This is a genomic window from Streptomyces sp. NBC_00239 (genome assembly GCF_036194065.1).
GTDB lineage: Bacteria > Actinomycetota > Actinomycetes > Streptomycetales > Streptomycetaceae > Streptomyces.
Genome location: NZ_CP108095.1, coordinates 1,974,683 through 1,986,792, shown reverse-complemented (window position 1 = coordinate 1,986,792; position 12,110 = coordinate 1,974,683). Strand labels below are relative to the sequence as shown.

The following is a 12,110-nucleotide window of genomic DNA, read 5'->3' as shown; positions in this document are numbered from 1 at the left end:
GGGTGCCGCACTCGTGACGGCATCCCCCGGGCCGGCGACTCGTAACGTCCCGCGTACGCGCGCGGCCGAACGCCCCGCCGTGACGGCCGCTACCGGTACCACTCGTGGCACCGCCACCCGCACCCACGTCGCTCGCCGCGTGCCGCTTCGGCACGCCCCGAGCACGGGGCCCGGAAGCCGCAGCCAGGGGCCCGCCCGCAGCACGGAGCACCGGAGACCGGTCAGGGCACACCGGCCTCTCCCGCACCACCCTTCACAACTGAATCGCCGCACGACGCGCTCAGCTTTCGCACCACCTCCCAGACACCCACGTCCCTGCCGACGTGTTAACCGACCGGAGGAAGCCGTGGCCGAAATGCCCAGGTTTCGCAAAGACGCAGTCGATGTACCAGCCCGGACGCAGCCGGTCGCCGAGACCCATCCGGTGGACGAGACCCTGCCGCCGCTGAAGATGTTCACCAGCGGCCTCCAGCACGTGGCCGCCATGTACGCGGGTGTCGTCGCCCCGCCCATGATCCTCGGACCGGCCGTCGGCCTCTCCGCCACCGAGACCGCGTTCCTGATGGGCGCCTCGCTCTTCACCGCGGGACTCGCCACCCTGCTCCAGACCCTCGGCTTCTGGAAGATCGGCGCCCGGCTCCCCTTCGTCAACGGGGTCTCCTTCGCCGGAGTGACCCCCATGGTCGCCATCGGCAAGGGCGCGGGGGCCGACGCGATACCCGTCATCTTCGGCGCGATCATCGTCGCCGGACTCCTCGGCTTCCTCGCCGCCCCCTACTTCGGCAAGCTGGTCCGCTTCTTCCCGCCCGTGGTCACCGGCACCGTCATCACCCTCATCGGGATCTCCCTGCTGCCCGTGGCCTTCAACTGGTCCCAGGGCGGCAACCGCACCGCCACCGACTACGGCTCCCTGCGGAACATCGGCATGGCGGCCGCCACGCTCGTCATCGTCCTGCTGCTGCGCCGGCTGCTGCGCGGCTTCCTCCAGCAGATCGCCATCCTGCTCGGCCTGGCGGCCGGCACCCTGCTCGCCGTCCCGCTCGGCATGACGAACTTCGACGCGATGCGCGACGCCGACCTGGTCGGCTTCCCGACCCCGTTCCACTTCGGCGCCCCGCAGTTCGAGGTCGCGGCGATCGTCTCGATGTGCATCGTGATGCTCGTCTGCATGACCGAGTCCACCGCCGACATCCTGGCGCTCGGCAAGATCGTGGGACGGCCCGCCGACGCGCGGACCATCGAGGGCGGGCTGCGCGCCGACACCCTCGGCAGCGCGCTCAGCCCCCTCTTCAACGGCTTCATGTGCAGCGCCTTCGCCCAGAACATCGGGCTCGTCGCCATGACCAAGGTGCGCAGCCGGTTCGTCGTAGCGGCCGGCGGGGGCATCCTCATCCTGCTCGGGCTGTGCCCGATGGCCGCCTCGGTCATCGCGCTGGTACCGCTGCCGGTGCTCGGCGGGGCCGGGATCGTGCTGTTCGGGTCGGTGGCGGCCAGCGGGATCCAGACGCTCGCCGGGGCGGCCATGGAGAAGGGCGAGAACGCGCTGATCGTCGCCGCGTCGGTGGGTGTCGGCCTGATCCCCATCGCGGCCCCGGACTTCTACCACGCGTTTCCCGAGGACCTGCTGGTGGTGCTCGACTCCGGCATCAGCACGGGTTGCGTGGTCGCCATCCTCCTCAACCTCGCCTTCAACCACCTCGGCGCGAGGCACACCACCCCCACCCCCGACCCCCTACCCGCCCACTGACGCGCCCTTCGGGCTGACGGTGGCGCGCGTATTCAACCCCTCCGGCGTTTGAGGAGCGGGTCCGGGCGGAGCCCGGCAACCCCGCGCACGCTTCAGCCTCGCCGGCGCCCGTGGGGGCAACTCCAGCCCCTCCGGCGTTTGAGGAGCGGGTCCGGGCGGAGCCCGGTGCCCGGCGGAGCCGGGTTGCAGCCTTGGGGCTCCGCCCCAAACCCCGCGCCTCAAACGCCGGCGAGGCTGGAAGTGGCGCCCCAGGGTGTCGGCGAGGCTGGGGGCGCCCGTTAGGGCGGCGGGTTGGGGGCCGGTGGCGGGTCAGGCGGCGCGGGGGCGTAAGGGGCCCGGTTCGGGGTCGGGGTCGGCGTAGGGCGAGGCCGTGCCGGGCGCCGGATCCGACCAGATGTCCGGGACCACGCACCGCACCCTCCGCCCACCCTGATCCAGCACCTGCGCCTCGGACTTGCGCGTGTGCAGCGCGACCGCCGTGTCGGTGATCCGCAGCCCCGGGAGCCGCCGCGTCAGCTCGGCCGTGTACCGCGACAGGTCCTCGGTCGTCCGCAGCCGCGCACTGATCATGAAGTTCCACGGCCCGCTGACCGACATGCAGGTCCGTGTCTCGCGGATGCCCGCGGCCACCGCCGCGCAGTCCGCGACCTCGTACTCGGACACCTCGGCCCACACCGTCGCCGACACCGGCCAGCCCGAGAGCCTGGCGGCCAGTGCGCAGCTGTACCGCAGGCTGTGCCCGGCCTCCAGCCGGGCCAGCCGGCGGCGTACCGTCGACTCGCTCATCGCGAACTCGCGGGCCAGCGAGGCCACGCTGCGCCGGGCGTCGGAGGCCAGCGCCAGCACCAGCGGCCGGTCCTCGTCGGTCATTCCGGCGGGCGCGGCCGCCGACAGCTGGAGCGGCCGCCCGGCCCGGCCGGTCAGCTGCGCCACCTGGGCCGGCGTCAGCTGGTCGAGGCGCCAGCGGTCCGGCGCGCAGTGCACGGACGTCACCATCGAGGAACGGGTGGTGACGACCCCCGGTATCCGCTGCACCCGCTGCGTGAGGTACCGGTACAGCGCGTGCAGGTCCGGCACGGCCACGAAGGCCAGCAGGTCCCGCCCGCCGGTGACGTGCTCCACGCCCAGCGTGTGCGCGTCACCGGCGAGGACCCTGCCGACCGCGGGCGAACGGCCGGCCGCACAGCCGATCTCGACCCAGGCCATGCACGGGGGCCGGCGGCCGGTCCGCAGGCCCAGTCCCGATATCCAGGCGTCGCCGGTGGCGGTGAGCCGCTCCCAGCGGCGCGCGAGGGTGTCGGGACGGGCGCCGAGCACCGGCCCCAGCCGCTCCCAGCTCGCACGGGGAGCGAGCTGGAGTGCGTGGACCAGCGCCCGGTCCATGTCGTCCATGGCGGAATTGGCTGAGTACATACCCTTCCCCTGGTGGTTCTCCCGGTCGCAGGCGAGGGGACCGGTGTGACAGCCGATGATCTCTCTTTGGTGCGTTCAACCCGGCACGGGGGTTGTCGCGTGCGTCTTCGTCAGCAGCGGGGGAGGAAGTGTGGCCGAGTCCCCGGGGGGCGTACGCGCCATGGTGCCCGCCGAACCGTCAAGCTTCGTCGGCCGTGAGGACGAGCTCGCCGCCACGGCCGCGCTGCTCGCCACCGGCCGCCTGGTCACTCTCACAGGGCCCGCGGGCATCGGCAAGACCCGGCTCGCGATCCGGGCGGTCCGTACCGGCCGCACCGGGCAGCCCGCCGGGCGCCGGGCCCCCGAGACCGTCTGGGCCGACCTGGCCGGGCTGCCCGAGGAGCGCTGGGCCGCCCTGGAGGGCGAACTCGTCGACGGCCTCGCCGGCCGGCCCGTCCTCCTCGTACTCGACGGCTGCGAGCAGCTCGGCGAGACCTGTGCCGGGCTGGTCGGCCAGCTGCTGGTGCGGCTGCCGCAGCTGCGTGTGCTCGCCACCTCGCAGTGGCCGCTGGGCATCGACCCGGAGGTGTGCCTGCCGGTGCCGCCGCTCGCCGTGCCCCCCGTCGAGGCCGAGGGCGACGCGGCCGCCGACCCCGCCGCGTACCCGGCCGTACGGCTGTTCACCGAGCGGGCCCTGGGCGCCGACCCGTTCTTCGAACTGACCCGGCGCAACTCCGCGCCGGTCGCCCGGCTGTGCCGCGCCCTCGACGGCATCCCCGGCGCCCTCGAACTCGCGGCCGGGCGCCTCCACCAGTACGCGCCCGAGCAGGCCCTGCGCCGGGTCGAGGCCGACCCGCTGCGCTTCCTGGCGGGCGGCGCCGGCCGCGGCACCCGCGGCGACGTCGAACGCACCCACCGGCTGTGCTCCCCGGCCGAGCGGCTGCTGTGGGAGCGGCTGTCGGTGTTCGCGGGCGCCTTCGACCAGGCCGCCGTCGAGGCCGTCTGCGGATTCGGCGCGCTGTCCACGGAGGAGGCGGGCGAGGCCCTGCGCCGGCTCGCCCCCGGCCTGCTGCTCGACGCCGGGCCGGGCCGCCACCGGCTGCCGCTGTCCGTACGGGCCCACGCCGCCCGGCAGCTCCTCGTACGCGGGGACCACACGGAGGCGGCCCGCCGGCACCACGAGTGGTACCGGCTGACCGCCGAGCGGTCGGCGCAGCTGTGGCGGGCCGGGCTCCAGCGGGAGGCGCGCGAACTGGCCCTGCGGGAACTGCCCGACCTGCGGCTGGCGATGAACCCCGTGGGCGGCGCGGGAGCGGCCGCCGCCCTGGAGGTCGCGGTCGCGCTGTGGTTCCTGTGGGCGGCCTGCGGGCTGCTGGTCGAGGGCCGCCGGCACCTGGAACGGGCGCTGGCCGCGCACCCGGCCCCGCGTCCGGCGCGCGCCCTGTGGCTCACCGCGTGGCTGGTGGGCTGCCTGGGCGAGGCGGACGGGGCGGATCCGCTGCTGATCGAGGGATGGGCGGCGGCCGTGCAGGAGGGCGAGGACACCTGCGTGGCGTACCTCGCGCACGCCCGCGGCACGGTGGCGCTGTGGGACACGCGCTTCGACGACGCCGCGGGGGAGTTCCGCGAGGCGCTGGACCTGCTGCCGGCGCAGCCGGAGTTCGGGCCCGGCCGGGGCGCGCTGATCGCCGCGCACACCTTGGCGCTGTCCTGGACGGACCCGTCGGCGGTACCCGTCGAGGACGGCCCGCCCACCGGCGCCGATCCGTGGGCCCGCGCCTGGGTCGGGTACGCGCACGCCCAGGTGCTGCGGCGGGAGGACCAGGTGCGGGCGGCCCGGGGCGAACTGCTGCGGGCGCTCGGCACCCAGCTGGCCCTGGGCGACCTGCTGGGCCAGGCCGCCGCGGCCGAGTTGCTGGCCGCGCTGGAGACGGACCTGGGGCGGCACCGGGAGGGCGCGATGCTGTTGGGGGCGGTGGACCGGATCAGGGCGGTGCTGTTGCGGGATCCGCGGGCCGCGGCGTTCTGGGCCCGTGGCCGGGCGCCCGCCGAGACCGTGTTGCGGGCCCGCCTGTCGGAGGCCGAGTACACCCGCGCCTACGCCGAAGGCGCCCGCGCCGGCCTCCGCACCCTCCTCCCGGACGCCTGACCCCCGCCCCACCCCAGCACCCTGGTGCGCAACCCCCGGTCCTGTCGGCGCCCCGGGCGCAACCTCCGGCCTCGTCGACGCTGCCTGCGACAACTCCAGCCTCGCCGGCGTTTGAGGGGGGCCTGTGCGGGGCCCACCCCTGCCTCGCTGACGTCTTGGGGCGCAGTTCCCGGCCTCGCCGGCGTTTGAGGCGCGGGGTTTGGGACGGAGCCCCAAGACTGCAACCCGGCTGACGCCGGGCACCGGGCCCTGCCCGGACCCGCTCCTCAAACGCCGGAGGGGCTGGAGGGTGCGGGGGGTTAGCCGGGCTCCGCCCGGCACCGCTCCTCAAGCGCCGGAGGGGCTGGAGGGTGCGGAGGGTTGCCGGGCTCCGCCCGGACCCGCGCCTCAAACGCCGGCGAGGCTGGGTGTTGCCGGCGGAGCCGAAGGGCGCGCCACGGTCAGCGTGGGGGCTGACCGTGGCGGGGTCCGGGACGGGTCGGGGCGGTTACGGGAGGGGGGTCAGGTACATGCCGGTGTGGTCGGCGCCGGCCGTGTTGCGGCAGGACTGGCCACCGCCAGGCTGCCCCGCGAGCAGCGTGAGACAGCGTCCCAGCGCCAGCTGGCCGTAGTAGTTCGGGTGCATGGACTCCTGCACCAGCCCCTGCGACGAGTTGTTGTCGATCCAGCGCGCCCACTCACTGGTCTTGGCGGACGGCACCTGCGTGGACGTGACCTGCTTGCTGGCCTTGGCGCACACCTCACGGCCCTGCATCATGTCGCGCAGGTCGAGGAACTGGACGCTCTTGGCGGCGGCCACCGCCTTCAGACGGTTCGCGATCTGCGGCACGAGCGTGTCGCGGGCCCAGTCGGAGTCCCGGTTCCAGAACGGGCAGCCGCCGGTGTTGTAGCGGCTCCAGTCGCTCTGCGTGTAGCGGTTCTCGGCGCCGCGCGGGATGGGCGACGGGTACGACTGCAGGACGAGCCGGTAGTCCCCGGTCCCGTAGCCCGCGGCGGACATGACCGCGCGGATCTCGTCGACGGACTTGCCGACCTTGGCCATCACCGCGTCGATCTTGCCGTTGACGACCTCCTGCTGGTCGTCGTAGCAGTACGAGCCCCAGAGCACGAAGTCGTAGGCGCAGTTCTCGATGATGTCGGCGAAGCCGAGGTCGTTGCCGCCGATCGAGAGCGTGATCATCTTGACGTCGTGGGAGGCGGCGACGGCGGCCAGCCGGTCGGCTTGGGGCGCCTCGCCCTTGTAGGCGACGCCGCCGTTCGCGGCGCGGAACACGTTGTCGGTGACGGCCCCGGAGCAGGCGAGGTTGACGGCGACGTCGGCGATCCCGGTCGCGCTGTTGACCTCGGAGGAGTCGGAGCGGTGGCAGCCGTTGGCGGCCGTGGCGCCGTACACCCGGCTCGGGTCGTACGTACTGCCGGAGACCCACGCGCGGTCGGAGCCGTTGCGGCTGCCGCTGTTGGTGAGGCTGTTGCCCTTCCAGCGGCCGGCCTCGCCGGAGATGTAGCTGTCGCCCATGGAGACGACGGCGCTGGGTCCGGCCCCGGGGCTGGCGGCCGCGGTACCGGCGCTCGCGCCGAACAGCGTGGTGGCGGCGAGCGGCAGCGCGAGCGCGGCGCAGGCGGCGAGCCGGGCGGTGCGGGCGGCGCGCGGGGACGGGGTGGCGGTGCGGGAGGTGCGGAATCCGATCACTGCGGAACTCCTGCGGTCGGCCTGCACCCGATGGTCAACTCGGGCACATGGCTGGGGAAGTGGGGGAACCGCCGGCCGGTGGCAACGGAAAGGTGCCACGCACGCCTTTGTTACCGCTAGGTAGCCGCAGGTTACTTTTGGGTAACGACCGACCGGTCGTTCGGCTCCCCCTCGCCGCCGGGCCTCCTCGACGAACCGTCAGATCTCCGCCCCATCGGCGTGCGAGCAGGAAAAACCGCCGCCCCCGGGGTCGGTGACCCCGGGGGCGGCGGCGGGCCGGTTCGGCTGCTGTGCGAATTCAGCCGAAAGGGCGGGTTTTCAGAGGGTTGCTCAGCCGGTGAGCTGGTCGTAGGCGGGGAGGGTGAGGAAGTCCGCGTAGTCGGCGTCCAGGGAGACCTGGAGGAGCAGGTCGTGGGCCTGCTGCCACTTGCCGGCGGCGAAGGCCTCGTCGCCGATCTCGGCGCGGATCGCGGCCAGTTCGGTGGCGGCGACCTCGCGGGCCAGGTCGGCGGTGGCGAGCCGGCCGTCCTCGAAGATCACGCCCGCGTTGATCCACTGCCAGATCTGCGACCGGGAGATCTCCGCGGTGGCGGCGTCCTCCATCAGGTTGAAGATGGCGACGGCTCCCAGGCCGCGCAGCCAGGCCTCGATGTAGCGGATGCCGACCTGGACCGCGTTGCGCAGGCCGTCGAACGTGGGCTTCGCGTCGAGCGAGTCGATCGCGATCAGGTCGCCGGGCGCCACGGAGACGTCCTCGCGCAGGCGGTCCTTCTGGTTCGGCTTGTCGCCGAGGACCGCGTTGAAGGAGGCCATGGCGATCGGCACCAGGTCCGGGTGGGCCACCCACGAGCCGTCGAAGCCGTCGCCCGCCTCGCGGTCCTTGTCGGCCTTGACCTTCTCGAAGGCGACCTTGTTGACCTCGGCGTCCTTGCGGGACGGGATGAAGGCCGCCATGCCGCCGATGGCGTGCGCGCCGCGCTTGTGGCAGGTGCGGACCAGGAGTTCGGTGTACGCCCGCATGAACGGGGCGGTCATCGTCACCGCGTTGCGGTCCGGCAGGACGAACTTCTCGCCGCCGTCACGGAAGTTCTTGACGATGGAGAAGAGGTAGTCCCAGCGGCCGGCGTTCAGGCCCGCGGCGTGGTCCTTGAGTTCGAAGAGGATCTCGTCCATCTCGTACGCGGCCGTGATCGTCTCGATCAGGACGGTGGCGCGGACGGTGCCCTGCGGGATGCCCACGTAGTCCTGCGCGAAGACGAAGATCTCGTTCCAGAGGCGCGCCTCCAGGTGCGACTCCGTCTTCGGGAGGTAGAAGTACGGGCCCTTGCCGAGGTCGATCAGCCGCTGGGCGTTGTGGAAGAAGTACAGGCCGAAGTCGACCAGCGCGCCCGGGACGGCGCGGCCGTCGAAGCGCAGGTGGCGCTCCTCGAGGTGCCAGCCGCGGGGCCGCATGACGACGGTCGCGAGCTCCTCGGCGGACTTGAGGGCGTACGACTTGCCCGTGCGCGCGTCGGTGAAGTCGATCCGGCGCTCGTAGGCGTCGATCAGGTTGAGCTGGCCGAGGACGACGTTCTCCCAGGTGGGAGCGGAGGCGTCCTCGAAGTCGGCGAGCCAGACCTTCGCGCCCGAGTTGAGAGCGTTGATGGTCATCTTGCGGTCGGTCGGACCGGTGATCTCCACGCGGCGGTCGTTGAGCGCGGCCGGCGCCGGCGCGACCTTCCAGTCGCCCTCGCGGATCTGTGCGGTCTCCGGGAGGAAGTCGAGGTGGGAGGTGCGGGCGATCTCGGCGCGGCGCTCGGCGCGGCGGCCGAGGAGCTCGTCGCGGCGGGGCGTGAATCGCCGGTGCAGCTCGGCCACGAAGGCCAGTGCCGCTTCGGTGAGGACCTCGTCCTGCCGGGGCAGGGGCTCGGCGTCGACGATGGCCAGCGTGGACGGCGCTGGTGCTGACATATCTGTCACTCCTTCAGCGGCGGTGCCTTGCGGCCGCGGGAATGCTCGCGCACGGCACGGAGTGCCGCAGGGTGTTGAGAGTTCCTGGATACGGTCGCGGGCGCCGTATGTGGTTCAGGGCGCTTCTGACCAGTGGATAGTAATTTCCACGTCGTGGAAGTTCAATGGTTTGTTGATGTCGAGATTCTCTGAGTCGACAGACTCCGGTTGTGGATGGCTCTCAGTGCCATCGCGGTCACGCCCCGCTCAGGCGAGACGCGCCAGATCGGGCGGGGTGTCGATGTCGTAGTCCTCCGCGATGTCGGCGCACTCCACCAGGATGAGGTCCGCGGCGTGATTCCTCAGGTGGACGCGCGCACCGCGGTCCCCGGTCGCGGTGGCGCGGATGTCCGGCCACCGGTCCGAGCCGAAGAGCACCGGATGCCCGCGCTCCCCGTCGTACGCGGCGGCGGCCAGGCTGGCGGGGGAGCGGTACGCGGCCCGCACCCGGGCGACGGCCTCCGGCCCGATGCCCGGCTGGTCGACGAGGGAGACCAGCGCGGCATCGGCGCCGGTGCCGGCCAGCGAAGCGAGGCCGGCCCGCAGCGAGGAGCCCATGCCCTCGGCCCAGTCCGGGTTGTCGACGACCACGCATCCGGCCAGGTCGGCGCGCTCGCGGACCTCCGCGGACGCGGCGCCGAGCACCACGTGCAGCGGCGCGCAGCCCGCCTCGCGCAGCACGCGCACCGCGTTCTCGACGAGCGGGCGGCCGCGGTAGTCCAGGAGTGCCTTGGGCCGGCCTCCGAGGCGGCGGCCGCCGCCCGCGGCGAGCAGCAGGCCGGCGATGCGGGGCGCCGTGGTCGGCGCGGTGATCCGGGTGTGTGCCATGGGTCCTGGATACCACCACGGCATGGTTGACTGACCGGCGTGCGCGAGCGCGTGGACAACGGTGAAGGGGACCCCAGGGTGGTCGCGCTGCGACTCGCGGTCTCCCGGCTGCGACGGGAACTGGCCGGATACCCAAGGGAGTTCGCCGAGCGGGGGATCGCCGAGGACGAGCTCGGCGCACTCGGCGCAATGGCGTCCGGCGCCGCGCCGGAACCGGCCCGGCTGGTGCGCTCGCTGCTGGCCGTGGCGGGCGCCCTCGGCTCGGTCAGCGCCCTCTCCGCCCCCCTCGCCGCCCTGAGCGAAGCGGTCCGCGCCTTCACCCCCCGCCGCTGACCGAAACCCGCGCCCTCGCGACCCGCCCCGCCCCGTCCGCCTCCGCCCTGCCCCGCCCCGTCCGCCCCCGCCCTGCCCCGTAGCGTCCGTCCCCGTCCCGCCCCGTAGCGTCCGTCGCCTCCGTCCCGCGTACGGACGCCCCCGCGCGCCCGCCGCAGATCCCGCGCCGCCCCTACGTACGTACCGGGCGCTCGGGACGGGACGCCCGCGCGCCGGCGCCCGCGTGCCGGCGGGGAAAGGTGCGCGTGATCGTGCGGGCCGCCGTGCGGACGGCCGAGCGCAGGGCGCGGGAGACGCCCAGCGGGGCCGCGATGCGGGACTCGTGGGCCCGCAGCAGCGCCCGCTCGTCGCGGTCCGTGAGGGTCGCGGCCGGCGTGCGGTCAGCGTTCACACCATGGATGTTCACCAGATCTCCCTTGCCAATCGGGGGCCAATAAGGGGAGTCTGGAGCCGGATTGGCCTGGTCGGCAGAGCCAATCGGGGGAGGTTGGCATGGCAAGCGGGCGAGTGGTCCATACGGCGGACAGGACCATCGGCAGCCGCCAGCTCGCTGCCCTGCTCCCCCCGGAAGTGCTGGCCCGCCCCGGCTACCGGGCCCTCGCCGAGGCCGTCCGCACCCTCATCCTCGACGGCCGGGTCCCCCTGCACGTCCGGCTGCCCGCCGAGCGCGAGCTCGCCGAGGCCGTCGGCGCCAGCCGGGCCACCGTCACCGCCGCCTACGACCTGCTCCGCGAGAGCGGCTACCTGCACAGCCGCCGCGGCTCGGGCACCTTCACCGAGTTGCCCGCCGGCCACGCGCCGGTCGGCGCGCACGCGCTGGTGCCCGACGACGACGGCATCGACCTCGCCATCGCCGCGATGGGCGCCCCCGAGGGGGTCCTCGGCGAGGCCCTGGCCTGGGCCGCGCCGCGGCTCGCCGAAGTGGCCCGGACCCCCGGCTACCGCCCGTACGGCCTGCCCGAGCTGCGCGCCGCCGTAGCCGACCGCTACACCCGCCGCGGCCTGCCCACCCGCCCCGACCAGATCCTGGTCACGGCGGGCGCCCAGCAGGCCCTGGTCCTCGCGCTCGGCCTGCTGTGCCGCGTCGGCGACCGGGTGATGACCGAGAACCCCACCTACGCCAACGCCCTGGACGCCGTACGCCACGCCCGGCTGCGGACCGCGGCCGTCGCCGTCTCCGACCGCGGCTGGGACATGGAGCTCGCCGAGTCCGCACTCCGCCAGACCGAGCCGCGCGCCGCCTACGTCGTACCGGACTTCCACAATCCGACCGGCTCGCTGATGCCCGTCGAGGACCGGCAGCGGCTGCTCGCCGCGACCCGCCGCGCCGGCACCTGGCTGATCGTCGACGAGACCATCTCGGAGATCGCCCTCGACGTGCCCCGGCCCGCCCCGCTGGCCTCCCTCGGCAGTCGCGGCGGCGCCGACCACGTGCTCACCATCGGCTCGCTCAGCAAGACCCACTGGGGCGGCCTGCGGGTGGGCTGGATCCGGGCCGGCGCCCAGCTGATCACCGAACTCACGGCGGTCCGGGTCGCCTCCGACATGACCGGTTCGCTGCTGGACCAACTGGTCGCGATCCGGCTGCTGGCGGACCTCGACCAGGGCCTGCCCGCCCGCCTCGCCCAGCTCCGCGACCAGCGGTCCGCGCTGGTCACCGCCTTGCAGCAGTACACCCCGGAGTGGCGCTGGCAGCTGCCGCCCGGCGGCCTGTCGCTCTGGGTCGACCTCGGCGAACCGGTCAGCTCCGCGCTCGCCGAGCGGGCCGGCGCGGCCGGCGTCCACATCGGCCGCGGTGCCCGCTTCGGCGTCGACCCCGGCACCTTCGAGCACCGCCTGCGCATCCCGTACACGCTGCCCGCCGCCAGGCTGGAGGAAGGCGTCCGACGCCTCGCCGCCGCCTTCCACGAGGGCGTGCCGCTGTCCCCGGCCGTCGACCGCCCGCACTGGGTGGCCTGACCCCGCCGGCGGGGTCGGACCGC

9 protein-coding genes are annotated in these 12,110 nt (G+C 74.0%); 4 read left to right on the top strand and 5 right to left on the bottom strand.

The window, feature by feature from the left end:
* Nucleotides 1-346: 346 nt before the first annotated feature.
* On the top strand, nucleotides 347-1,747 hold the full coding sequence (locus OG764_RS08625; RefSeq protein ID WP_443055873.1) for a nucleobase:cation symporter-2 family protein: 1,401 nt from the start codon (nucleotides 347-349) through the stop codon (nucleotides 1,745-1,747).
* 309 nt (nucleotides 1,748-2,056) lie between these two features.
* On the opposite strand, the gene OG764_RS08620 is transcribed toward OG764_RS08625, so the two are convergent.
* A complete protein-coding gene (locus OG764_RS08620) occupies nucleotides 2,057-3,160 on the bottom strand; it encodes an Lrp/AsnC family transcriptional regulator (protein ID WP_328967814.1) in 1,104 nt (367 codons plus the stop codon).
* Between the two features lie 130 nt (nucleotides 3,161-3,290).
* On the opposite strand from OG764_RS08620, the gene OG764_RS08615 reads away from it, so the two are divergent.
* Nucleotides 3,291-5,288: an ATP-binding protein gene (locus tag OG764_RS08615; RefSeq protein ID WP_328967813.1), complete on the top strand. Its 1,998-nt coding sequence runs from the start codon at nucleotides 3,291-3,293 to the stop codon at nucleotides 5,286-5,288.
* 487 nt (nucleotides 5,289-5,775) lie between these two features.
* Here the strand turns inward: OG764_RS08615 and OG764_RS08610 are convergent, their stop codons facing one another.
* From OG764_RS08610 to OG764_RS08600, 3 genes are all read right to left on the bottom strand, one after another.
* The gene (locus OG764_RS08610) at nucleotides 5,776-6,978 is read right to left on the bottom strand and encodes a GDSL-type esterase/lipase family protein (RefSeq protein WP_328967812.1); all 1,203 of its coding nucleotides are present in this window, start codon (nucleotides 6,976-6,978) and stop codon (nucleotides 5,776-5,778) included.
* Nucleotides 6,979-7,308: 330 nt separating this feature from the next.
* Nucleotides 7,309-8,928 carry a malate synthase A gene (aceB, locus tag OG764_RS08605; RefSeq protein ID WP_328967811.1) on the bottom strand — a complete coding sequence of 540 codons (1,620 nt, stop codon included), beginning with the start codon at nucleotides 8,926-8,928 and terminating at the stop codon, nucleotides 7,309-7,311.
* Nucleotides 8,929-9,174: 246 nt separating this feature from the next.
* Nucleotides 9,175-9,795 carry a nucleotidyltransferase family protein gene (locus OG764_RS08600; RefSeq protein ID WP_328967810.1) on the bottom strand — a complete coding sequence of 207 codons (621 nt, stop codon included), beginning with the start codon at nucleotides 9,793-9,795 and terminating at the stop codon, nucleotides 9,175-9,177.
* Between the two features lie 39 nt (nucleotides 9,796-9,834).
* Here OG764_RS08600 and OG764_RS08595 point away from each other — a divergent pair, with 39 nt between their 5' ends.
* Entirely contained in the window at nucleotides 9,835-10,128 is a 294-nt protein-coding gene (locus OG764_RS08595) for a DUF5955 family protein (RefSeq protein WP_328967809.1), read from the top strand.
* Between the two features lie 172 nt (nucleotides 10,129-10,300).
* On the opposite strand, the gene OG764_RS08590 is transcribed toward OG764_RS08595, so the two are convergent.
* Complete coding sequence (locus OG764_RS08590) at nucleotides 10,301-10,519, bottom strand: hypothetical protein (protein WP_328967808.1); 219 nt, start codon at nucleotides 10,517-10,519, stop codon at nucleotides 10,301-10,303.
* Nucleotides 10,520-10,620: 101 nt separating this feature from the next.
* Here OG764_RS08590 and yczR point away from each other — a divergent pair, with 101 nt between their 5' ends.
* Nucleotides 10,621-12,087 (top strand): MocR-like transcription factor YczR, encoded by a 1,467-nt coding sequence (gene yczR, locus OG764_RS08585; protein WP_328967807.1) that lies wholly within the window; start codon nucleotides 10,621-10,623, stop codon nucleotides 12,085-12,087.
* Nucleotides 12,088-12,110: the final 23 nt, after the last annotated feature.

What these genes read in the sequence shown, in the direction of transcription:
- aceB (WP_328967811.1), bottom strand. Translation starts at nt 8,928, where the DNA reads ATGTCAGCACCAGCGCCGTCCACGCTGGCCATCGTCGACGCCGAGCCC.
- OG764_RS08600 (WP_328967810.1), bottom strand. Translation starts at nt 9,795, where the DNA reads ATGGCACACACCCGGATCACCGCGCCGACCACGGCGCCCCGCATCGCC.
- yczR (WP_328967807.1), top strand. Translation starts at nt 10,621, where the DNA reads ATGGCAAGCGGGCGAGTGGTCCATACGGCGGACAGGACCATCGGCAGC.
- OG764_RS08620 (WP_328967814.1), bottom strand. Translation starts at nt 3,160, where the DNA reads ATGTACTCAGCCAATTCCGCCATGGACGACATGGACCGGGCGCTGGTC.